Below are 21,620 nucleotides of genomic sequence, written 5' to 3'. Positions count from 1 at the left end.
CTGTTCCTTCGCATTAGACAAAACAAGTAACCAATCGCCAAAGATCGTGTTTTCTAGTGAAAAATTGCAGAAAATCAATTGTTTTGGAAATTTTTTTGACTGTCATACCCCGCTATACTATAATTAGACTGTTACGCACAAAACAGAGGTGAAGACCATGTTAGACCGTTTAAAATCAATCGAAGAACGCTATGAAAAGCTAAATGAATATTTAAGTGACCCTGAAGTGGTGAACGACCCTAAGAAGCTTCGCGAATACTCGAAGGAACAATCTGATATTCAAGAAACTGTTGAGGTATATAGACAATATCGTGCGGCATACGATCAGCTAAGTGATGCGAAAGCCATGCTTGAAGATAAGCTGGATGCCGACATGCGCGATATGGTCAAAGAAGAAATTTCAGAGCTCACAGAGGAAACAGAACGTTTAGAAGACGAGCTGAAAATCTTGCTGATCCCGAAAGATCCGAATGACGATAAGAACGTTATTGTGGAGGTTCGTGGTGCAGCGGGCGGAGAAGAGGCTGCGCTTTTTGCAGGAAACCTGTACCGTATGTACAGCCGTTATGCTGAAATGCAAGGCTGGAAAACGGAAGTCATGGAAGCGAGTGTTACTGGAACGGGCGGTTATAAAGAGATTATCTTTATGATTAGCGGTAAAGGTGCATATTCTAAACTAAAGTTTGAAAACGGTGCACACCGCGTGCAGCGTGTTCCTGAAACAGAATCAGGCGGACGGATTCATACATCAACAGCGACAGTTGCTGTATTACCAGAGGCTGAGGAAGTTGAAATCGATATCCACGAAAAAGATATTCGTGTGGATACATTCGCATCAAGTGGACCTGGGGGACAAAGTGTCAATACCACAATGTCTGCTGTTCGTTTAACTCACCTTCCAACAGGTGTAGTGGTTTCCTGTCAGGATGAGAAATCACAAATCAAAAACAAAGAAAAAGCGATGAAAGTTTTGCGTGCGAGAATTTATGATAAATTCCAGCGTGAAGCACAAGCTGAATATGATCAAACCCGTAAATCTGCTGTTGGAACAGGGGATCGTTCAGAGCGTATCCGTACGTACAATTTCCCGCAAAACCGCGTGACGGACCACCGTATCGGATTGACGATTCAAAAGCTTGATCAAATTTTAGAAGGAAAACTTGACGAGGTCATTGATGCATTAATTATGGAAGACCAAGCAAGAAAACTTCAAAATGCAAAATAAAGAGCGAACGATCTTTGAAGCCCTTAAATGGGCTTCTTCTTTGTTAACGGAAGCGGGCAGAGACCAAAACGCAGCAGAGTTATTGTTGATGCATGTGCTTGGATGGAGCAGAAGTGAGCTTCTTGCTCGTTTTCATGATCCACTGCTAGAGGAGCAAGATTCACAATTCAGCGAGTTCGTAGCGCAGCACAAGCGTGGAGTGCCTGTTCAGCATTTAACGGGTGTTGAATTTTTTTATGGGCGTCCTTTTGAGGTAAACAAACATGTTCTGATTCCTCGTCCTGAAACGGAGGAAGTGGTGCTGGCGGCATTGAATATGATGAATCGCGTTTTTCCTGATGATCAGCCGCTCAAAGCAGTTGATGTCGGCACAGGCAGCGGTGCAATTGCGATTACGTTAGCTCTTGAAAAAGAAACCGTCTCTGTGACAGCGACGGATATTTCACATGAAGCACTCGAAGTCGCAAAGCGAAATCAAGAAGCGCTTGGTGCAGACGTTCATTTTGTCCAAGGGGATTTACTTGAACCGATTATGGCTCAAGGCATCAAAGTCGATGTGTTTATTTCCAATCCGCCTTATATTGCGGCAGAAGAAATGGATGGTTTATCAGAGGTTGTCACAAAGCATGAACCTGTCAATGCGCTGACAGATGGGCGTAATGGCCTGTGGTTTTATGAGCGTATCGTCTGTGATCTCCACAAGGTACTTCATCAGCAAGCAGTGGTTGTCTTTGAAATAGGACATACACAAGCACAAGATGTAAAAGCGCTTCTTTTGCAGGCGTTCCCTTCAGCTGATGTTCATATCATCAAGGACATCAACGGAAAGGATCGAGCGGTTTGCGCACACATTCAAAACGGAAGTCCGGCTGAATAAAGTCGGACTATTTTATTATGTAAAGATGAAACTTATGGTAAAAGGGAAACGTATATATAGAAGAATGAACATTCTGATCATGATTTTTTACATAAATTTGTTTTGAAGGAGCGAATGGTGTGAACAGAAGGTATGCGATGGTGTTGGTCATCGTCAGTGTACTATTGATTGTGAGTGCTTGTGGTAAACCGAGCTTTAAAAAAGAAGCAGCAGCATTTGGAGAAAACTATAAAAAAGCACAATACACAGTGAATCGAACGGATGACCTATCTGACATGAAGGAGAAGTTAAAGGATTATTTAACCGAGCATGAATATCAAGAATATACACAAGACAGCATGTTTCCAAGTGTATTAGAAGCAGCAAAAGATCAAGATTGTCAAATTAAACTGAAAAAAATTACGTTTACACCTTCAGATGAAAGCGATGACAGTATTGAATTTGACTATGAAATGATCATTCAATTTATTGACCATAAAGGAAAGGTCAAAAAGGAAATTGAGAAAAAAGGCGCAATGACAGTTATCAAAACAGATTCGGGAATAAAAATCAGCCGAGATTGGGATGGGAGATTGTACCCTTCCGATTACCAATCCTCACTAAAAAGCCGTTCATAAGTTGAACGGCTTTTTGCATGCGGGAGAAAGGTTGATTCGTTCCCCTCATAAAGAGACTGACCTCATAATCTATTAAAAAAATCATTTTTGCTGTTTACGAGATGCGTTTCCTGGACACAATGTTTGTAGCGAAGAGAAAAAGTGGGGGGGAACACATCATGTTCAAAAGTAAAATGATGATTTGTCTTTATATGTTTCTATTATTATGTGGTGCTTTTGTAAACCTTGGAAAAGAAGAGACGGCAGCTGCATCTGCCAATCAGCCTGTTGTGATTCCAGATGAAGCCATTCGTTTACGTATTTTAGCCAATAGTGACCGGTCGGCGGATCAAGATGTGAAGAGAAGTATTCGAGATGAGGTCAATGCCAATATAACGGAGTGGGTGAAAGACCTCACATCCATTGAAGAAGCTAGACGTGTGATTCGTTCAAAGCTTCCAGACATCAATCGTATCGCCAAAGCAAAATTAAAGGAACAACACATTGATCAACCCGTATCGGTCAGTTTTCAAAAAGCCTCATTTCCAACAAAGCTTTATGGCAACATTGTTTATCCTGCTGGGAAATATGAAGCCATTTTGATTACGTTAGGAGAAGGAGACGGAGCCAATTGGTGGTGTGTGTTATTCCCACCTCTCTGCTTTATCGATTTTTCAAACGGAGAAGCGATCGCCTCACCAGAAGGAGATGATAAAGAGCAGGTAGCTGCAGAGCCATCAAATGAATCTGTCAATGAAGTGGTAAAAGAAGAAGAGACGGGTGAAGTGAAATTCTTTCTGTTTGAATGGGTCTCTAGTCTTTTCTCTTAAAAAAGGTCTAAATCTGTTTTTGCCTCATAGAGTTGAAGTAAGAGAACAAAAAGAGGTGAAAGCATGTATTATCAATTAAGAATAGCGACAGAAGAAGATGCCCCGGCCATTAATGCTTTTCTTGAAAAAGGCCAAGCGAAAAGCGGGGTGACGATTGCAGAGCGTACGTCATTTGTGGTCATGGAAGATGCAGACGGTGAGCTCGCAGGCTGTTTAGGTCTTGAACGACTAAATGAACAAGAAGGATTGCTAAGATCACTTGTGATATCAGATAAACTTGGTCAGGGGCACATCGTTTCTCTGTTCCAAAGTATTCAAACGCTAGGGGAAAAACAAGGTGTGGACACCTTTTATGTGGTAGCTAATCACTCCTCCTCACATGATTTTTTAGCGCTGATGGGTTTTACACCTATAGAGGAAATCCCAGAAAGTGTGTGGGTATCTGCGCATGCAAAAGAGTCATTGGGAAAAGAACAGGCGGTTGTGCTGCAAAAAACAGCTAGTTAATCACAAAACACCGGACTTATACACATACTTATCCACTGTTAAACAAGCGTTATCCACAAATTGTGGACAACGCTTGTTTTATTTAGCATCATCTTTTATACTTTCAAAAGGATAATTGAGATATATCAACAGTTTTATCTTTTTTAAAAGGAGTTTGTATGATGTTAAATACAAAAAGGTGGTCTGTGGATTTAAAAAAGGATTTATCCACATACTATCCACAAATTGAACAAGCAGCTCTGTTGTTGCGGCAGAATGAAGTGGTCGCTTTTCCGACAGAAACGGTGTATGGACTAGGGGCAAATGCAAAAGAGACAGAGGCTGTGAAGAAAATTTATGAAGCGAAAGGACGCCCAAGTGATAATCCGTTGATTGTTCACATTGCGGACGTTCAACAGCTTCATGAATTTGCGCAAATAGAAAATGAAAAAGTAACAGCGCTGATGGATGCCTTTTGGCCAGGCGCTCTCACCATTGTTCTACCTTGTAAGCCGGGCGCATTATCAAAGCAGGTGACAGCGGGTTTATCTACAGTAGGCGTAAGAATGCCTGATCATCCTGTTGCGCTTGAACTTATCCGAGCAGCTGGTCTGCCGATTGCCGCACCAAGTGCCAATCGTTCGGGAAAACCGTCGCCAACACTTGCGAATCATGTCGCAAGTGATCTTGATGGGAGAATTGCTGGCATTGTCGATGGTGGTTCAACAGGTATTGGGGTGGAGTCAACGGTTGTATCCTGTATAGACGAGATTCCAGTGATCTTAAGGCCGGGCGGTATTACAAAAGAAGCGTTAGAAGAGGTCGTAGGAACGGTCAACATGGATCCAGGGCTGACGAAAAAGGATGAGGCACCTGTATCGCCGGGAATGAAATACACACATTATGCACCTGAAGCACAAATGTATATATTTCATGGAAGTGATGAAGACATGCAGCTGCACATTCAAAAGTACCGAGCTGAAGGGCTAAAAGTAGGTGTGCTGACGACAGAAGAAAAGAAGGAATGGTTTGCTGCAGATGTTGTTTTTAGCTGTGGATGGAGAGAAAAGCCTGAAACGGTTGCGGCGAACTTATATCGTGTGCTGAGACAATTTGATGAAACGGATGTAGACTTGATTATTTCAGAAGCCTTCTCAGAGCAGGGAGTTGGATCTGCGATCATGAACCGTCTGCAAAAAGCGGCAGGAGGGCGTACCCTCTCTTCGTTCAAATAGTTCTAACCTCTCTTGGACAAACATAGGTTAAAGGAGAATGCGTGTCCAAGGGGGATTTACATGAACGAACTAGCTGGCGAATTGCTGACACTCAGTATCATGGCTTTTGCACTTGGAATGGATGCCTTTTCGGTTGGGCTCGGCATGGGGATGATTCAGCTGAGGTTCCGCCAGATCATTTATATTGGACTTGTCATTGGGATATTTCATATGTTTATGCCTCTTTTTGGCATGCTGACAGGTCAGCTTTTATCTGGCTGGCTTGGGCTCCTAGCAACTTATATTGGCGGGGCGCTGCTTTTGGTGCTGGGGCTGCAAATGATCATTGCTTCTATCCGCAAAGAAGATAAGCCATTTATCGCACCTGTTGGGGCCGGTCTCGTTCTTTTTGCAACAAGTGTGAGTTTAGACAGTTTTTCCGTTGGCTTAAGCCTGGGGATTTACGGTTCTCAGGTGCTGATGACCATTTTGTTGTTCGGTTTTTTTAGTATGATGCTCACATGGCTCGGATTATTACTCGGTAAACAGGTTCGGTCATGGGTAGGTTCATATAGCGGAGCGCTTGGCGGATTCATTTTACTAGCCTTTGGAATCAAATTATTATTTCCGCTCTAACCAATCTCCTTACATAACATGTAGAATGAAATGCTATATAATAGAAGAAAAGGAGGTCGAAAGATGAATATCTTATTTGTTTGTACGGGAAATACTTGCAGAAGTCCGATGGCTCAAGCCCTTTTTGCTTCAATTGCAGATGAAAAAGGCTTGCAGGTCACTGTAAAATCAGCGGGCATCTTCGCCTCTGATGCAGGGAAGGCTTCTCCTCAAGCAGTCGAAGCATTATTTGAGAAAAGCATTCCACTTAATCACTCATCGTCTAAACTAACAGAAGAACTTCTTCATGAAGCAGATTATGTCTTCACCATGACGATTCAGCATAAGCAGTTGATTGTGGAGCAATATGCTCATGTAAAAGACAAGGTCTTCACTCTAAAAGAATTTGCGACAGGCTCAGAAGGTGACGTGTCGGATCCATTTGGAGGGAGTCTCTCCATTTATCAGGAGACACGAGATGAACTAGAAACGCTATTGTATCAACTTGCTAAAAAGCTTAAACAGGATTACAAATCCTCATAAATGGACAACCTGTAAAACCGTTGCGCAAACGGTTTTTCTGCTTTTGTTTGCAAATGACTAGGCAGAGGTTAAAATATAACTGTAAATAAAGAATGAATGTAAGACATGACAGATCAACTCACCCTTAGGAGGAATTGCCCGATGAAAGTAGCCATTGCATCCGATCACGGCGGAACGAATATTCGTGAAGAAATCAAACAACTAATGGATGAATTAAAGATTGAATACATTGATATGGGTTGTGAATGTGGATCAGGTTCTGTAGACTACCCAGACTACGCTTTTCCTGTTGCCAATATGGTGGCAAACGGAGAAGTCGATCGCGGCATTTTAATTTGCGGGACAGGTATTGGTATGAGCATTTCAGCAAACAAAGTGAAAGGCATCCGCTGTGCACTAGCGCATGATACATTCAGCGCCAAGGCGACGAGAGAACATAATGATACAAATGTACTTGCGATGGGAGAACGTGTCATTGGACCAGGATTGGCAAGAGAGATTGCTCACATTTGGCTGATAACAGAATTTACTGCAGGACGTCATGCTGTGCGGATTGGTAAAATCGCTGATTACGAAGAAAAGCACCTGTAAGGAGCGCTTAACATGAACATTGGTCAAAATTGGCTTGAAATGTTAAAAGAGTTTCATCAAACAGTTGAACTGCGAGCCGGCCACATTTTAGTGATTGGCTGCAGTACGTCAGAAGTGGCTGGCGAGCACATTGGGACAGCGGGAAGTGAGCAAATTGCTGAAGCTATTTATCAAGAGCTGGATCAACTGAGACGCGAGACAGGAATTGAATTGGCTTTCCAATGCTGCGAGCATTTGAATCGTGCCCTCGTTGTGGAAGAAGAGGTGGCTTACCGGCTTAACTTGGAAATTGTAGCGGCAGTACCTGTCCGTAAGGCGGGTGGTTCTATGGCAGCTCATGCGTATCAGCAAATGGAACACCCTGTGCTGGTTGAATCCATTTCAGCACATGCAGGTATTGATATCGGTGATACATTCATCGGCATGCACTTAAAGCGGGTAGCCGTCCCGGTCCGTCTCAGCCGTCATCAATTAGGACAAGCACATGTGACGTTTGCAAAAACTCGTCCAAAGCTGATTGGCGGAGAACGAGCCGTTTATACAAGATGATCGTTCGGATATATTTCTAATATAATGTTGAATGATGAAGACGATTTACCACTTGAATATTCGGGTTTTCATAAAAAAGAAGTCGATTTTCCAAAAAAAACTTTTACATTTTACTTAAAAACCGTGTACAATGAGATGGTGAAAACATCGAATGGAAATAGATTGGAGAGGATTTCGCTGATGAAACATTTACCTGAGCAAGACGCACAAGTATTCAAAGCAATTCAACTAGAGCGGAAACGCCAGCAGGACAAAATCGAATTAATTGCATCGGAAAACTTCGTAAGCGAAGCAGTCATGGAAGCGCAGGGCTCTGTCTTAACAAACAAATATGCAGAAGGTTACCCTGGTAAACGCTACTATGGCGGCTGTGAACATGTAGACGTTGTAGAAGATATCGCACGTGACCGCGCAAAAGAAATTTTTGGCGCTGAGTATGTGAACGTACAGCCTCACTCAGGTGCTCAAGCGAATATGGCCGTATACTTTACAATCCTTGAGCATGGCGATACAGTGCTAGGCATGAACTTATCACATGGCGGGCATTTAACACATGGAAGCCCTGTAAACTTTAGTGGTGTACAATACAACTTTGTAGAATATGGTGTAGATAAAGAAACACAGCATATCGACTATCAAGATGTACTTGAAAAAGCACGTGAGCATAAGCCGAAGCTAATCGTTGCGGGTGCAAGTGCATACCCACGTCAAATTGATTTCAAAAAGTTCCGTGAAATTGCTGATGAAGTCGGTGCTTACTTTATGGTCGACATGGCTCACATTGCGGGTCTTGTTGCAGCAGGTCTTCATCCAAATCCAGTTCCTTACGCAGATTTTGTGACAACGACAACTCACAAAACTTTACGCGGACCTCGCGGCGGAATGATTCTATGTCGTGAAGAGTTTGGTAAAAAGATCGACAAATCGATCTTCCCTGGTATTCAAGGTGGACCACTGATGCATGTTATCTCTGCAAAAGCTGTTTCTTTCGGTGAAGTATTGAACGGAGATTTCAAAACATATGCACAAAACGTGATCGATAACGCAAAACAACTAGCTGAAACACTTTTATCTGAGGATATTCAGCTTGTATCTGGTGGAACAGATAACCATCTTGTTCTCATCGACTTGCGCTCTCTTGGCATTACAGGAAAAATTGCAGAAAACGTTCTTGATGAAATTGGTATCACGGTGAACAAAAATGCGATTCCTTATGATCCAGAGAAACCATTTGTTACAAGTGGTGTACGTGTAGGTACAGCAGCAGTGACAAGCCGCGGCTTCGATCAAGAAGCAATGAAAGAAGTCGGTTCCATCATTGCGCTTGCTCTGAAACATCATGAAGATGAAGCGAAATTAGAAGAGGCGAAAAAGCGTGTATCTGATCTGACAGCTCGTTTCCCTCTATATCATGAATTAGATTATTAAAATGCAGACCCATTTGCCTATTTTTGGCATGTGGGTTTTTTTTGTAGGATTTGCGAATCATATTGAAAGATGATGTCTTTTTATGTAGAATTGTAGGAAGTGTGCAAAGTTCACCGGAAGATGACAGAAAAGGAGTTGTAGCAAGCAATGGCAAAGGTTTATGTATTTGATCACCCGCTTATTCAGCACAAACTTACATATATTCGTGACGTTCATACAGGAACAAAAGAATTTAGAGAGCTAGTGGATGAAGTCGCAACATTAATGGCATTTGAAATCACAAGAGACTTACCACTTGAAGAGGTAGATGTAGAAACACCTGTACAAGTCGCTAAATCAAACGTGATCTCAGGTAAAAAACTCGGAGTTGTGCCGATTTTAAGAGCAGGTCTTGGAATGGTAGACGGGATTTTGAAACTCATTCCAGCTGCCAAAGTGGGACATGTCGGTTTATACCGTGATCCGAAGACATTAAAGCCTGTTGAATATTATGTGAAGCTTCCATCTGATGTGGAAGAGCGTGAATTTATCGTAGTAGACCCAATGCTTGCAACGGGCGGATCAGCAGTAGAAGCATTAAACAGCTTGAAAAAACGCGGTGCGAAAAACATCCGCTTCATGTGTCTGATTGCTGCGCCAGAAGGTGTAGAAGAAATGCAAAAACATCATCCAGATGTTGATATCTACATTGCAGCATTAGATGAGAAGTTAAACGAAAAAGGTTACATCATCCCAGGTCTTGGTGATGCTGGTGACCGTATGTATGGAACAAAATAAGAATGATTCACGAAAAGCCCACATGCAAACGTGCATGTGGGCTTTTTTGAAATATATGACAAACGGTTGATACCGTTCTTAGAAAAATCAATGTATACTGAACATTGGTTGTTTTTTTCATTGAATGTCACATCTCTCCTAAAGTTTGATGAAATTGTGAACATTTTGTGTGCTCTATCATTATAGAAAAGTTTTTTAACTTTCAACGGATTGACACATCATAGACGCTATTGTATGCTAAACGAGGGTATTATGGTAAGGTTTTCATAGCCTATAGCACTCTACTAATCCTCATTGTGAACCCTTTAATAATCAGGGTTTGTATCAGCGAATGAAGCAGAATCCCATAGATCTAAAGATTTCAAGTCTGATTGCACAATTAGACCGATGGGTGATTGATTTTTTTCAAACAGGACGGCTTTTCATAAGCGCCTTCTACGCAGTTTTCATCACCATTTACTACCTTTTTTTACAATATTTTTCATCGGGAGTCAGATGAATGAACGATCCAAACGTCATTTTCCGCAGACAGAGTAAATATATGTTCTATTTATTGGCAATTTTTGTGTTTGGCTATGCCATGCCTGGTTTTAAACCACTGTTTCTTGGTTTCATTATCGGCACAATTTTTGCTTTCTTTAATTTATTCCTGCTTATTCGGAGAATGCATGCTTTTGATCGAGCAGTTAAAAAAGGAAAATCTATTCGTTCAATGGGAAGTACAGCCAGGTGGGCCAACGCAATTCTCGCAGTAGCGATTGCTTGGCGTTACCCTAACGAAGTTCATCTGGCAGGTGTTGTTATAGGATTAATGACAATATATCCTGTCATTATGATAGATTCCTTCATTCAACTTAAACGTTCTACTATGGAAGAGAGGTGAATACTCTTTGGGTCACAGTTCAAAAACTACAGAATTTTTAGGGTTAACGTTCAACTTATCCAATGTTCTCATGATTACGATTGCTAGTATCATCGTTCTTCTCATAGCGGTGCTGACTACTCGTGTTCTGGCTATTCGTCCGACAAAGGCGCAGAACTTCATGGAATGGATTGTTGATTTTGTTCGAAATATCATAGGTAGTTCGATGGACATGAAAACAGGAGCCCCATTTCTAGCGCTTGGCGTTACATTACTCATGTACATATTTGTTTCAAACATGCTTGGACTGCCATTCTCGATTACGGTCGATCACAACTTATGGTGGAAATCACCAACTGCTGATCCTGCAATCACAATGACACTTGCGGTTATGGTCATGGGATTGACACACTACTATGGTGTTAAAGCAAAAGGAGTCAAGGAATATACAAAAGACTACTTTAGACCAATCCCACTTTTAGTACCGCTGAAAATTATTGAAGAATTTGCAAACACGTTAACACTTGGTTTGCGTCTTTATGGAAATATTTTCGCTGGAGAGATTCTTCTTGGTTTACTTGCAGGACTTGCGACCAATTTCTATTCGCAAAACCTTGCACTAGGTATCATTGGTACATTAGGTGCCATCGTGCCGATGATTGTATGGCAGGCATTCAGTTTGTTTGTCGGAACCATCCAGGCATTTATCTTCACCATGCTGACAATGGTGTATATCTCCCATAAAGTCAGCGACGAACACTAAAAAATTGAGAGTCCAAAAAGGACGTTATTTTAAAGGAGGAGCTTTTTAATGAATTTAATAGCAGCAGCAATTGCAATCGGTTTAGGAGCACTAGGAGCAGGTATTGGTAACGGTCTAATCGTATCTAAAACAGTTGAAGGAATCGCTCGTCAGCCAGAAGCTGGTAGAGAACTAAGAACACTTATGTTCATCGGGGTAGCTTTAGTTGAGGCACTTCCAATTATCGCTGTCGTTATCGCATTCTTGGCATTCTTTGGTTAATATGTGAGAAGCGTTCTAATATGAATTTTAATGGCGAAGATCAGATTAGTTCGAAACTTCGCCATTCCTTTATGTTTTGTTTCTTAACATATTATTTAAAGAAGGGAGTTGCCGTACTAAATGTCTCAGTTACCAGTAGTTTTAGGAGCAGGTCTAAACACCGGAGATATCATATTCCAGCTGATCGCTATGCTCATCCTGCTTGCACTTTTAAAGAAATTTGCGCTTAAGCCTTTATTAGGGATTATGAAACAGCGTGAAGATTATATAGGAAATGAAATTTCAAGTGCTGAAGAAAAGCACGTTCAAGCTGAAAAGCTTCTTGAAGAACAACGTGCTTTATTGAAAGAAGCACGCGAAGAATCACATACACTCATCGAAAATGCGAAAAAGATTGGTGAGAAACAAAAAGAAGATATCATTCAAGCAGCGCGTCAAGAATCAGAGCGCTTGAAAGAGTCTGCTAGAACTGAAATCGTGAAAGAAAAAGAACAAGCTGTGGCTGCACTGCGCGAGCAGGTTGCATCACTTTCTGTATTAATTGCTTCTAAAGTGATTGAAAAAGAACTTGATGAGCAAGCACAAGAGAAATTGATCCAAGAGTATCTTAAAGAGGCAGGCGAAAGCCGATGAGCGTGACTATTGTCTCTAAGCGTTACGCTTCTGCTCTTTTTGACATCGTTCTTGCTTCTTCGGCAGTAGACGAAACTGAAAAAGAGCTGAATGAGATCAAAAAAGTTCTGAAGGCTGACCAAGAATTAAATGACTTTCTTGTTCATCCGAAGATTACAGCAGACAAAAAGAAACATCTGATTGCAGAAGCTTTCAAAGGTGTTTCAACATATGTTTTGCACACAATGTATTTATTGATTGACCGCGGACGCACGAATATTTTTCCTGAAATGACGTCTGAGTTTGTGAAGCTTGCAAACCGTACGAAACAAATAGACGATGCGATCGTGTATTCAGTTAAACCGCTCAGCGGAGCTGAAATTCAATCTTTATCTGAAGTATTTGCCAAAAAAGCCGGAGTCACATCACTGCGTGTTGAAAATGTGATTGACAAGGATCTAATAGGCGGAGTGAAAATCCGTATCGGAAACCGCATTTATGACGGCAGTGTCAGCGGAAAGCTTTCCCGCATTGAACGTCAGCTTGCAGGCGAAAATCGTTAGAAGGGGTGAAACCTTAGTGAGTATCAAAGCTGAAGAGATTAGCGCGCTGATAAAGCAGCAAATCCAAAACTATCAATCTGAAATTGAAGTAAAAGATGTCGGTACAGTCATTCAAGTAGGGGACGGTATCGCGCGTGTACATGGCCTTGACAACATTATGGCAGGAGAGCTTGTTGAGTTCTCTAACGGTGTAATGGGTATGGCTCAAAACCTTGAGGAGTCTAACGTAGGTATCGTAATCTTAGGACCTTACAAAGATATCCGTGAAGGTGACGACGTAAAACGTACAGGTCGTATCATGGAGGTTCCAGTAGGGGAAGAGTTAATCGGACGTATTGTGAACCCACTTGGTCAGCCTGTTGATGGACTAGGTCCAATTTTAACAAGCAAAACACGTCCAATCGAAAGTGAAGCACCAGGCGTTATGGATCGTAAATCGGTACATGAGCCACTTCAAACGGGAATTAAAGCAATTGATGCCTTGATTCCAATCGGACGCGGACAGCGTGAATTGATCATTGGGGACCGTCAAACAGGTAAAACATCTGTTGCAATTGATACGATTCTTAACCAAAAAGATCAAGACATGATCTGTATCTATGTAGCGATTGGACAAAAAGAATCAACTGTTCGTGGTGTTGTTGAAACACTTCGTAAGCATGGTGCGCTTGACTACACAATCGTTGTCACAGCATCTGCATCACAGCCAGCTCCACTTCTTTACCTTGCTCCTTATGCAGGTGTAACGATGGGTGAGGAATTCATGTATAACGGCAAGCATGTGCTTGTTGTGTATGATGACCTTTCTAAACAAGCGGCAGCTTACCGTGAGCTTTCATTATTGCTTCGTCGTCCTCCAGGCCGTGAAGCATTCCCAGGTGATGTTTTCTACCTTCACTCTCGTTTATTAGAGCGAGCAGCGAAGCTTAGTGATGAAAAGGGTGGCGGTTCTATCACAGCATTGCCTTTCGTAGAAACGCAAGCTGGTGATATCTCTGCATATATCCCAACAAACGTTATCTCAATCACAGATGGACAGATCTTCTTACAATCTGATCTCTTCTTCTCAGGCGTACGTCCAGCGGTAAACGCAGGATTGTCTGTATCTCGTGTAGGTGGTTCTGCACAAATCAAAGCGATGAAAAAGGTAGCAGGTACACTTCGTCTGGATCTTGCTTCTTATCGTGAGCTTGAAGCATTCGCTCAGTTTGGATCTGATCTAGACCAAGCGACTCAAGCCAAATTAAACCGTGGTGCTAGAACAGTTGAAGTCTTAAAACAAGACTTGAACAAACCGCTGAAAGTTGAAAAACAAGTAGCGATTCTTTATGCACTGACAAGAGGATACTTAGATGATGTAGCGATTGCTGATGTCAAACGCTTTGAAGCTGAGTTATTCATGTACATTGAAGAAAACCATAAAGACTTGTTTGACACAATCTCTCAAACAGGAAACATGCCTGCTGATGAAGAGTGGAAAACAGCGATCGAAGGCTTTAAACGTACGTTTGCACCAAGCAACTAATTAGTAATCTTTCCGAGAGAAAAAGATTCTCTTTTTCTCTCTTTTCACGTAAATGAACACGGATTCCTGAAAAAAGGTGGTGAAATCTTTGGCCTCATTACGCGATATTAAGTCAAGGATCACGTCAACAAAAAAATCGAGTCAGATCACAAAAGCGATGCAAATGGTATCAGCTGCGAAACTGAATCGTGCTGAAAATAATGCGAAGTCCTTTGTTCCTTACATGGAGAAAATCCAAGAAGTCGTTGCGGCAATCGCAACTGGAACAAGTGCTAAGCACCCAATGCTTCTTTCAAGACCTGTTAAGAAAACAGGGTATCTCGTCATTACATCTGATCGAGGACTTGCAGGACCTTTTAACAGCTCGATTTTACGTGCCGCTTACCAAGCCATTCAATCTCGTCATCAATCTGCTGATGAATATGCGGTGATTGTGATTGGTAAAATCGGACGCGATTTCTTCAAAAAGCGTGGTATTCCAGTTATTTCTGAAGTAACAGGGCTTGGAGACGAAGTAGCGTTTGCTGATATTAAAGAATTAGCAAGCAGTACAGTGCAAATGTTCTCTGATGAAGCGTTTGATGAGCTTTACATGTTCTATAACCATTTCGTCAGTGCCATTTCACAAGAAGTAACAGAGAAAAAATTATTGCCGCTAACGGACCTTTCGGCCGCAGCGACACAAAATAAACGTTCCGCATCTTATGAGTTTGAGCCTTCTGAAGAAGAAATTCTTGAAGTTCTCCTTCCTCAATATGCAGAGAGTTTGATTTTCGGTGCGCTTCTTGACAGCAAAGCAAGTGAACATGCTGCAAGGATGACAGCAATGAAGAGTGCAACAGACAACGCAAAAGAATTGATCGACAGCCTGACACTCTCTTACAACCGTGCTCGTCAAGCAGCGATTACACAAGAGATTACAGAAATTGTCGGCGGAGCAGCTGCCTTAGAATAGAAATAATTGTCAGGAGGGAATGCAATGAAAACAGGACGCATCAGTCAGATCATGGGACCAGTCGTAGACGTTCGTTTTGAAGACGGTCACTTGCCTGAGATTTATAATGCGATCAAAGTTTCGCATAAAGCGGAAAGCGAAAGTGAAGTTGATATCGACTTAACTTTAGAAGTAGCACTACATTTAGGTGATGATACAGTGAGAACCATCGCAATGGCATCAACAGACGGTGTGAAGCGCGGTATGGAAGCTGTAGACCTTGGAAAACCAATTTCAGTACCAGTTGGTAACGTAACACTTGGACGTGTATTCAACGTACTGGGAGATAACATTGACTTAGATGAGCCACTTGGTGTGGAAGCGCAAAGAGACCCAATCCACAGACAAGCGCCTTCTTTTGATCAACTTTCTACAGAAGTTGAAATTCTTGAAACAGGTATTAAAGTTGTTGACCTTCTTGCTCCTTACATCAAAGGTGGAAAGATCGGTCTATTCGGTGGAGCCGGTGTTGGTAAAACCGTTCTGATTCAAGAATTGATCAACAACATCGCACAAGAACACGGCGGTATTTCTGTATTCGCTGGTGTTGGAGAGCGTACACGTGAAGGAAATGACCTTTACTACGAAATGAAAGATTCTGGCGTTATCGAAAAAACAGCGATGGTCTTCGGCCAAATGAACGAGCCACCAGGTGCACGTATGCGTGTAGCTCTAACTGGTTTGACAATGGCAGAGCATTTCCGTGATGAACAAGGTCAAGACGTATTGTTCTTCATCGATAACATCTATCGTTTTACACAAGCAGGTTCTGAAGTATCAGCCCTTCTTGGACGTATGCCTTCAGCGGTAGGTTATCAGCCAACCCTTGCAACAGAAATGGGTCAGCTTCAAGAGCGTATCACGTCTACAAACGTAGGATCGGTTACATCGATTCAAGCGATCTATGTACCTGCGGATGACTATACAGATCCAGCTCCAGCTACAACGTTCGCTCACCTTGATGCAACGACAAACCTTGAGCGTAAGCTGACAGAGATGGGGATTTACCCAGCGGTAGATCCACTTGCTTCAACATCTCGTGCCCTTGCACCTGAGATTGTTGGCGAAGAGCATTATGCCATTGCGCGTGAAGTTCAGCAAACATTGCAGCGTTATAAAGAATTGCAAGATATCATTGCCATTTTAGGTATGGATGAATTATCTGAGGACGATAAGCTTGTGGTACACAGAGCTCGTCGTGTTCAATTCTTCCTATCTCAAAACTTCCACGTAGCAGAACAGTTCACTGGCCAAAAAGGTTCTTATGTGCCATTGCAAGAAACTGTTAAAGGCTTCAAGGAAATCTTATCTGGTAAATACGATCACCTTCCAGAAGATGCATTCCGCTTAGTCGGCCGCATTGAAGAAGTGGTTGAAAAAGCCAAAGAGATGGGTGTAGAGGCCTAATCTGGTCCTTAGGAGGGTAAAAGCATGAAGACCGTTCAAGTCAATATCGTTACTCCCGACGGCCCAGTGTATGAAGCGGATGTGGAAATGGTCAGTGTAAGAGCAGAAAGCGGTGAGCTTGGGATTTTAGCTGGCCACGTTCCGATGGTTGCTCCGCTAAAAATCGGTGCAGTTCGCTTAAAACATAGTGGATCAACTGAATTGGTTGCAGTAAGCGGTGGATTTGTTGAAGTTCGCCCCGAAAAAGTAACCATTCTTGCTCAGGCTGCTGAAACATCAGACAAAGTTGATGTAGATCGTGCAAAGTCAGCGAAACAGCGTGCTGAAGAGCATTTGAACCACCCGAATGAAAGTGATGTACGCAGGGCGGAACTCGCATTAAAACGGGCATTAAACCGTTTAAATGTAGCAGGGAAATAAAACAGAAAATCCTTCTTATCATTGCGATAAGAAGGATTTTTTTAAGGATTACATGAGAGACTGATACATCGATACATATGGATGAGATGCTTGCTTTTCAAGATATAAATGCTCGCAAAAATGCGTACTATGCCACGTTTTATTGTTTCGGCGTAAGCCAAGGGTATATTGATGAGAAGAGTCCATATAAGGCCGCACGACCCAATCAGCATCTGAATGATGCTTGATGACAACCTCTCCCATGTACACACTCAACATCGCTTCCAATGCATCAATAGGCATTTTCCACTCAGCAAAGAGCTGCTGACGGAATGCATCGAAGTATAATGACTCTAACTGATAAAGGCTTTCCTCTGAGTAATCCAAAGAAATGTTATGAAAATGACACAATTGTGCTAATTCTTCTATCTGTGTCTGTCTATAATCAAAGTAGAAAGCAATGGCTTCCCATTCATGTTCAAATGAGGGAACCAGTTCTCCGTACAAATCAACAAAGTCAGGAAAAGAATCTTTCAAATATGATCAGCTCCTTCCACACGCAGTATATCATCTCCTTTGCATCAGAATAAGAGGGGATTCACTCTAAATGTAGCTCTTTTTTCCAAATGATTCATCTTTCCGATTTTGGAGGATATAATGAAAGGGAGTTTTCCTTTACAGAAATCAATAAAAGGAGGATTCAAGTGTATGGAAGACGTAGGACAACAAGCAATTGTCAGTATTGTGATCCACCTATTTTTTATCGCCATTACGTGGTGGGCATTGCTTGCGGTGAATATCGATCCACTGATTAAAAAAGGAAAAATTATTCAAGCTAGATTGCTCATGATGCTACTCACGATTGCTATTGCATCGGCAGTCAGCAATTTCTTCCTTGATTATTTAAATTTCTCCAGACAAATCCCTTATATGTTTTAACATAAAAGGTTTGGTCACTGCCTTCTGCGGGAACGTAAAAAGAAGTGTCAAAAGTATGGCCTTTGATGACTTTTCCACGTATGCATTGACCTCCTTGCGGCAACACTTGTAGCAAGGGGGAATGACAAGTGAGAAAGTATTTAAAAGGTTGGCCATTATTTGCATTTATTCTTTTTTTTGTTCTGATGATTCAAGGTGTCCGGGCGGAAGAAACATCCACGCTCGCCCAAATAGCAGAAGGTATGAAAAACCAGCAAATCGAAGTAAGTGGATGGACGCTTCATGCCAAAACAAATGTAGACATTTCATCCGAACAATTTTCAAAAAAAGTGAAACGTTTGAAAGACGAACTACGACAGTATGAGTGGACCGAAAAAAAAGAGAAACATGTCACCAAAGTCACAGGAATTTACAAAGATGAAAAAAATGATACATTATCGAAAATTTTACTCGTGAAGACCGACACAAAATCAAACCAAAAGTCGTATTTATTATATGAGCAAAAAGGTGCTCGCCCACTGAATACCTGGGAGCATACATATGATCAGTTCGTACGTCATGCAAAAAGCATATTACAAGAAAAATTTGTGATTTTTACTTGTCTCGATGGTCATGTAAATGGTATGATGGATGTTGTTTTGCAAAAAAAAGCTGAAATGATAGCAAAAGAATTTCAAGCAAAACCAGTTGAGTATCTCGTTGAGTCTAATTTTGTGTCGCTTTCCGCTTACACAGAGAAGTGGGAACAGTTCATTATGACTTCAAATGATAAAATGAATGTTCAAATTGCCATCAGAAGTTCGGAAATGAACGAAAATCATACGATTACGGTTGGCACACCAATCGTAACGACTGAATATTAATATAGAGAATTTGGGACGCGGAGGGGAAGACCTTGGAAAAAATCATCGTCCGCGGCGGTCAAAAGTTAAACGGCACAGTTAAAGTAGAAGGCGCAAAAAATGCCGTTTTACCAGTTATCGCTGCATCTTTGTTAGCAAGTACAGAAAAAAGCGTAATTTGTGATGTACCTACGCTCTCCGATGTATATACAATCAATGAAGTGTTACGTCATTTAGGAGCAGAAGTACATTTTGAAAATAACGAAGTATCAGTGGATGCATCTCATGCACTAGAAACTGAGGCTCCGTTTGAGTACGTCCGTAAAATGAGAGCATCTGTGCTCGTCATGGGACCACTTTTAGCTAGAACAGGTCATGCAAGAGTTGCATTACCTGGTGGCTGTGCGATTGGTTCAAGACCAATTGATCAGCATTTAAAAGGCTTTGAAGCAATGGGAGCTAAAATTCAAGTAGGTAATGGTTTCATCGAGGCTGAAGTAAATGGCCGTTTAAAAGGTGCAAAAATCTATTTGGATTTCCCAAGTGTAGGGGCAACTGAAAACATCATCATGGCAGCAGCATTGGCTGAAGGAACGACGATTTTAGAAAACGTAGCAAAAGAACCTGAAATTGTTGATTTGGCAAACTACATCAATGCCATGGGCGGTAAGGTTCGCGGGGCTGGAACTGGTACAATCAAAATCGAAGGTGTAGAAACACTTCAAGGTGCAAAACACAACATCCTCCCTGACCGAATTGAAGCTGGTACGTTTATGGTGGCAGCAGCTATTACTGAAGGAAATGTTCTTGTAAAAGGCGCTGTGCCTGAGCACATGACTTCACTTGTGGCAAAAATGGAAGAAATGGGTATTCAGATCATTGAAGAAGAAGAAGGTTTAAGAGTCATTGGACCATCTGAGCTCAAGCCAATCGATCTAAAAACAATGCCGCATCCTGGGTTCCCGACGGATATGCAATCTCAGATGATGGCGCTATTGCTTCGTGCGAACGGAACAAGCATGATCACAGAAACTGTGTTTGAAAATCGTTTTATGCATGCTGAAGAATTCCGCCGCATGAATGGCGATATTAAAATTGAGGGTCGCTCTGTGATTATCAATGGACCTGTTCAACTTCAAGGTGCTGAAGTTGCAGCGACTGATTTAAGAGCAGGAGCAGCACTTGTACTTGCTGGATTAGTGGCAGAAGGTCATACACGTGTCACTGAATTGAAGCATATTGATCGTGGATATGTGAACTTCCACCAAAAACTAGCAGCAATCGGTGCAGACATTGAAAGAGTAAATGATGAATCAGCAGATGTGACACAAGAACAAGTTGTATCAGATCTGAACGCATAATCATAAAAGAAATCAGTGTGTCCATTTGGGCATGCTGATTTTTTTTAGAATCATAGACTGGATTCATTTTCAAAAGCTTATCATTAGTGTATCCAATCATTTTAAATTTTATTCATAAAGACGAACAGTAAATCAAATGATGAAGAGCACAAACATATCAGCAAAAGACTTGTCCAATGAATGAAAGAAGCTGTCATATTAGCTTGTCCTTGTCCATAGGATAAAAGAGATTCAATGACAAATGGGGGCAGCCAATATGAAACCAATGATATGGACAATCGCAGGAATTTGCATCATCATTTTAATGATTCCAACCTTACTCGTGTTGCCGACGTTCCAAGGAAAACCAGCGGCCAGCCAACACGTAGCAGCAGAACCATCAGTTAAAAAAGAAGTGAAAGGTTCAGTCAAATTGAAGCAATCACCCGTCTCCATTCCCGTCTACCGTTCAGCACATCAGCAGGTAGAAAACATCCCCTTAGAAGAGTATGTGATCGGTGTCGTCGCTTCTGAAATGCCAGCCGATTTTGAAATAGAGGCGCTCAAGGCACAGGCACTCGCCGCTAGAACGTATATCGTCAGACAAATGATCATTGATAAAACCGTCAAATCCCCACAGGGCTCTCTTGTAGATGACACACAAATGTTCCAAGTATACAAAAATAAACAGGAATTGAAGAAAATTTGGGGAAAAGCGTACAATTGGAAATTAAAAAAGATCACAGAAGCTGTCGCCAGTACACAAGGGAAAGTACTGACGTATGAGGAAAAACCAATTGATGCTTCCTTCTTTTCAACAAGTAATGGGAAAACCGAAAATGCAGAAGCTTATTGGAAAAATGAAATCCCTTATTTGAAAAGCGTCTCAAGCAAATGGGACGAAAAATCACCCAAATTCCAAAACAAGAAAACCATCACAGTGAGCGAATTTCAGCAAAAACTGGGTGTGACCCTTGGCCAGCAGCAGGTGGGAGAAATTGTAGAACGAACGCCAGGCAATCAAGTAGCCAAAGCCGTTATTAATGGAAAAACATTGACGGGCAGAGACATTCGCGAATCACTAGGACTGCACTCTGCGGACTTTACATGGGAACGAAAGGGTCAGCAAATCGTGATTACGACAAAAGGGTATGGCCATGGTGTGGGCATGAGTCAGTATGGTGCACATTATATGGCACAGTCAGGCAAAAAAGTAGAGGCGATCGTGAAACATTATTATCAAGGGATAAAAATTGAATCAGCTGATCGCTTTCTGAACACATATATGGCTAAGAAATAAAAGCAAAGGTGCCTCAAAATGGGGGCATCTTTTTTTATGTGTGAAGAGGTTTGAACAGAATGTGACAAATTGCGACTTAAGG

Annotated in this window: 26 protein-coding genes; 25 read left to right on the top strand and 1 reads right to left on the bottom strand. The window is 41.8% G+C overall.

Features of this window, described 5'->3' with window-relative positions; all coding sequences use genetic code 11:
• Positions 1 to 157: 157 nt before the first annotated feature.
• The 21 genes from prfA (at position 158) to NST57_RS18140 (ending at position 17,138) form a co-directional block, all read left to right on the top strand.
• On the top strand, positions 158 to 1,225 hold the full coding sequence (gene prfA / locus NST57_RS18240) for a peptide chain release factor 1 (protein ID WP_008343422.1): 1,068 nt from the start codon (positions 158 to 160) through the stop codon (positions 1,223 to 1,225).
• Positions 1,215 to 2,102, top strand: a complete 888-nt coding sequence (gene prmC, locus NST57_RS18235; protein ID WP_142152991.1) for a peptide chain release factor N(5)-glutamine methyltransferase — start codon at positions 1,215 to 1,217, stop codon at positions 2,100 to 2,102. Before prfA ends, prmC begins: the two co-directional genes overlap by 11 nt.
• 137 nt (positions 2,103 to 2,239) lie before the next feature.
• Positions 2,240 to 2,719: a hypothetical protein gene (locus tag NST57_RS18230; RefSeq protein ID WP_142156124.1), complete on the top strand. Its 480-nt coding sequence runs from the start codon at positions 2,240 to 2,242 to the stop codon at positions 2,717 to 2,719.
• 158 nt (positions 2,720 to 2,877) lie between these two features.
• A complete protein-coding gene (spoIIR, locus tag NST57_RS18225) occupies positions 2,878 to 3,528 on the top strand; it encodes a stage II sporulation protein R (protein WP_142152989.1) in 651 nt (216 codons plus the stop codon).
• A gap of 63 nt (positions 3,529 to 3,591) precedes the next feature.
• A complete protein-coding gene (locus NST57_RS18220) occupies positions 3,592 to 4,035 on the top strand; it encodes a general stress acyl- n-acyltransferase (RefSeq protein WP_142152987.1) in 444 nt (147 codons plus the stop codon).
• Between the two features lie 161 nt (positions 4,036 to 4,196).
• Positions 4,197 to 5,249 carry an L-threonylcarbamoyladenylate synthase gene (locus NST57_RS18215; protein WP_341299013.1) on the top strand — a complete coding sequence of 351 codons (1,053 nt, stop codon included), beginning with the start codon at positions 4,197 to 4,199 and terminating at the stop codon, positions 5,247 to 5,249.
• A gap of 60 nt (positions 5,250 to 5,309) precedes the next feature.
• The gene (locus NST57_RS18210; protein WP_142152983.1) at positions 5,310 to 5,864 is read left to right on the top strand and encodes a manganese efflux pump; all 555 of its coding nucleotides are present in this window, start codon (positions 5,310 to 5,312) and stop codon (positions 5,862 to 5,864) included.
• A 63-nt stretch (positions 5,865 to 5,927) separates the two neighbouring features.
• Positions 5,928 to 6,386, top strand: a complete 459-nt coding sequence (locus NST57_RS18205; RefSeq protein ID WP_142152981.1) for an arsenate reductase/protein-tyrosine-phosphatase family protein — start codon at positions 5,928 to 5,930, stop codon at positions 6,384 to 6,386.
• Between the two features lie 141 nt (positions 6,387 to 6,527).
• Complete coding sequence (rpiB, locus tag NST57_RS18200; RefSeq protein WP_142152979.1) at positions 6,528 to 6,977, top strand: ribose 5-phosphate isomerase B; 450 nt, start codon at positions 6,528 to 6,530, stop codon at positions 6,975 to 6,977.
• 12 nt (positions 6,978 to 6,989) lie between these two features.
• Positions 6,990 to 7,526, top strand: a complete 537-nt coding sequence (locus NST57_RS18195; RefSeq protein ID WP_142152977.1) for a TIGR01440 family protein — start codon at positions 6,990 to 6,992, stop codon at positions 7,524 to 7,526.
• A 180-nt stretch (positions 7,527 to 7,706) separates the two neighbouring features.
• Positions 7,707 to 8,954 (top strand): serine hydroxymethyltransferase, encoded by a 1,248-nt coding sequence (glyA, locus tag NST57_RS18190; RefSeq protein WP_026050167.1) that lies wholly within the window; start codon positions 7,707 to 7,709, stop codon positions 8,952 to 8,954.
• 147 nt (positions 8,955 to 9,101) lie between these two features.
• Positions 9,102 to 9,731: a uracil phosphoribosyltransferase gene (gene upp, locus NST57_RS18185; protein WP_003214553.1), complete on the top strand. Its 630-nt coding sequence runs from the start codon at positions 9,102 to 9,104 to the stop codon at positions 9,729 to 9,731.
• A 499-nt stretch (positions 9,732 to 10,230) separates the two neighbouring features.
• Positions 10,231 to 10,614, top strand: a complete 384-nt coding sequence (locus tag NST57_RS18180) for an ATP synthase subunit I (protein WP_007497639.1) — start codon at positions 10,231 to 10,233, stop codon at positions 10,612 to 10,614.
• Positions 10,615 to 10,621: 7 nt separating this feature from the next.
• The gene (atpB, locus tag NST57_RS18175; protein ID WP_007497637.1) at positions 10,622 to 11,356 is read left to right on the top strand and encodes a F0F1 ATP synthase subunit A; all 735 of its coding nucleotides are present in this window, start codon (positions 10,622 to 10,624) and stop codon (positions 11,354 to 11,356) included.
• A 48-nt stretch (positions 11,357 to 11,404) separates the two neighbouring features.
• A complete protein-coding gene (atpE, locus tag NST57_RS18170) occupies positions 11,405 to 11,617 on the top strand; it encodes a F0F1 ATP synthase subunit C (protein ID WP_003214968.1) in 213 nt (70 codons plus the stop codon).
• A 120-nt stretch (positions 11,618 to 11,737) separates the two neighbouring features.
• Positions 11,738 to 12,250, top strand: a complete 513-nt coding sequence (gene atpF / locus NST57_RS18165; RefSeq protein WP_142152975.1) for a F0F1 ATP synthase subunit B — start codon at positions 11,738 to 11,740, stop codon at positions 12,248 to 12,250.
• Positions 12,247 to 12,792, top strand: a complete 546-nt coding sequence (locus tag NST57_RS18160) for a F0F1 ATP synthase subunit delta (protein WP_099726501.1) — start codon at positions 12,247 to 12,249, stop codon at positions 12,790 to 12,792. The genes atpF and NST57_RS18160 overlap by 4 nt, the downstream gene beginning before the upstream one ends.
• A gap of 16 nt (positions 12,793 to 12,808) precedes the next feature.
• Positions 12,809 to 14,317 carry a F0F1 ATP synthase subunit alpha gene (gene atpA, locus NST57_RS18155; RefSeq protein WP_035389793.1) on the top strand — a complete coding sequence of 503 codons (1,509 nt, stop codon included), beginning with the start codon at positions 12,809 to 12,811 and terminating at the stop codon, positions 14,315 to 14,317.
• Positions 14,318 to 14,405: 88 nt separating this feature from the next.
• A complete protein-coding gene (locus tag NST57_RS18150) occupies positions 14,406 to 15,272 on the top strand; it encodes a F0F1 ATP synthase subunit gamma (RefSeq protein ID WP_341299012.1) in 867 nt (288 codons plus the stop codon).
• A gap of 24 nt (positions 15,273 to 15,296) precedes the next feature.
• Positions 15,297 to 16,718 (top strand): F0F1 ATP synthase subunit beta, encoded by a 1,422-nt coding sequence (atpD, locus tag NST57_RS18145; protein WP_008343395.1) that lies wholly within the window; start codon positions 15,297 to 15,299, stop codon positions 16,716 to 16,718.
• Between the two features lie 24 nt (positions 16,719 to 16,742).
• Entirely contained in the window at positions 16,743 to 17,138 is a 396-nt protein-coding gene (locus NST57_RS18140) for a F0F1 ATP synthase subunit epsilon (protein ID WP_008343393.1), read from the top strand.
• Between the two features lie 48 nt (positions 17,139 to 17,186).
• On the opposite strand, the gene NST57_RS18135 is transcribed toward NST57_RS18140, so the two are convergent.
• The gene (locus tag NST57_RS18135; RefSeq protein WP_142152973.1) at positions 17,187 to 17,654 is read right to left on the bottom strand and encodes a hypothetical protein; all 468 of its coding nucleotides are present in this window, start codon (positions 17,652 to 17,654) and stop codon (positions 17,187 to 17,189) included.
• A 171-nt stretch (positions 17,655 to 17,825) separates the two neighbouring features.
• Between NST57_RS18135 and NST57_RS18130 the strand changes: the two genes are divergently transcribed.
• The 4 genes from NST57_RS18130 (at position 17,826) to spoIID (ending at position 21,538) form a co-directional block, all read left to right on the top strand.
• A complete protein-coding gene (locus NST57_RS18130) occupies positions 17,826 to 18,056 on the top strand; it encodes a DUF1146 family protein (protein WP_008343389.1) in 231 nt (76 codons plus the stop codon).
• 128 nt (positions 18,057 to 18,184) lie between these two features.
• Positions 18,185 to 18,919 (top strand): YwmB family TATA-box binding protein, encoded by a 735-nt coding sequence (locus NST57_RS18125; RefSeq protein ID WP_142152971.1) that lies wholly within the window; start codon positions 18,185 to 18,187, stop codon positions 18,917 to 18,919.
• 32 nt (positions 18,920 to 18,951) lie between these two features.
• Positions 18,952 to 20,259, top strand: a complete 1,308-nt coding sequence (murA, locus tag NST57_RS18120) for a UDP-N-acetylglucosamine 1-carboxyvinyltransferase (protein ID WP_341299011.1) — start codon at positions 18,952 to 18,954, stop codon at positions 20,257 to 20,259.
• 256 nt (positions 20,260 to 20,515) lie between these two features.
• Complete coding sequence (gene spoIID / locus NST57_RS18115) at positions 20,516 to 21,538, top strand: stage II sporulation protein D (protein WP_341299010.1); 1,023 nt, start codon at positions 20,516 to 20,518, stop codon at positions 21,536 to 21,538.
• Positions 21,539 to 21,620: the final 82 nt, after the last annotated feature.

Source organism: Bacillus sp. FSL M8-0077, from assembly GCF_038050255.1.
GTDB classification, from domain to species: Bacteria; Bacillota; Bacilli; order Bacillales; family Bacillaceae; genus Bacillus; species Bacillus altitudinis.
The sequence above is the reverse complement of the archived record's forward strand: the minus strand, read 5'-3'. Positions and strand labels throughout refer to the sequence as shown.

Coding starts and splice junctions, on each gene's coding strand:
- prfA (WP_008343422.1), top strand. CDS start 158: ATGTTAGACCGTTTAAAATCAATCGAAGAACGCTATGAAAAGCTAAAT.
- prmC (WP_142152991.1), top strand. CDS start 1,215: ATGCAAAATAAAGAGCGAACGATCTTTGAAGCCCTTAAATGGGCTTCT.
- NST57_RS18230 (WP_142156124.1), top strand. CDS start 2,240: ATGGTGTTGGTCATCGTCAGTGTACTATTGATTGTGAGTGCTTGTGGT.
- spoIIR (WP_142152989.1), top strand. CDS start 2,878: ATGTTCAAAAGTAAAATGATGATTTGTCTTTATATGTTTCTATTATTA.
- NST57_RS18220 (WP_142152987.1), top strand. CDS start 3,592: ATGTATTATCAATTAAGAATAGCGACAGAAGAAGATGCCCCGGCCATT.
- NST57_RS18215 (WP_341299013.1), top strand. CDS start 4,197: ATGTTAAATACAAAAAGGTGGTCTGTGGATTTAAAAAAGGATTTATCC.
- NST57_RS18210 (WP_142152983.1), top strand. CDS start 5,310: ATGAACGAACTAGCTGGCGAATTGCTGACACTCAGTATCATGGCTTTT.
- NST57_RS18205 (WP_142152981.1), top strand. CDS start 5,928: ATGAATATCTTATTTGTTTGTACGGGAAATACTTGCAGAAGTCCGATG.
- rpiB (WP_142152979.1), top strand. CDS start 6,528: ATGAAAGTAGCCATTGCATCCGATCACGGCGGAACGAATATTCGTGAA.
- NST57_RS18195 (WP_142152977.1), top strand. CDS start 6,990: ATGAACATTGGTCAAAATTGGCTTGAAATGTTAAAAGAGTTTCATCAA.
- glyA (WP_026050167.1), top strand. CDS start 7,707: ATGAAACATTTACCTGAGCAAGACGCACAAGTATTCAAAGCAATTCAA.
- upp (WP_003214553.1), top strand. CDS start 9,102: ATGGCAAAGGTTTATGTATTTGATCACCCGCTTATTCAGCACAAACTT.
- NST57_RS18180 (WP_007497639.1), top strand. CDS start 10,231: ATGAACGATCCAAACGTCATTTTCCGCAGACAGAGTAAATATATGTTC.
- atpE (WP_003214968.1), top strand. CDS start 11,405: ATGAATTTAATAGCAGCAGCAATTGCAATCGGTTTAGGAGCACTAGGA.
- atpF (WP_142152975.1), top strand. CDS start 11,738: ATGTCTCAGTTACCAGTAGTTTTAGGAGCAGGTCTAAACACCGGAGAT.
- NST57_RS18160 (WP_099726501.1), top strand. CDS start 12,247: ATGAGCGTGACTATTGTCTCTAAGCGTTACGCTTCTGCTCTTTTTGAC.
- atpD (WP_008343395.1), top strand. CDS start 15,297: ATGAAAACAGGACGCATCAGTCAGATCATGGGACCAGTCGTAGACGTT.
- NST57_RS18140 (WP_008343393.1), top strand. CDS start 16,743: ATGAAGACCGTTCAAGTCAATATCGTTACTCCCGACGGCCCAGTGTAT.
- NST57_RS18130 (WP_008343389.1), top strand. CDS start 17,826: ATGGAAGACGTAGGACAACAAGCAATTGTCAGTATTGTGATCCACCTA.
- spoIID (WP_341299010.1), top strand. CDS start 20,516: ATGAAACCAATGATATGGACAATCGCAGGAATTTGCATCATCATTTTA.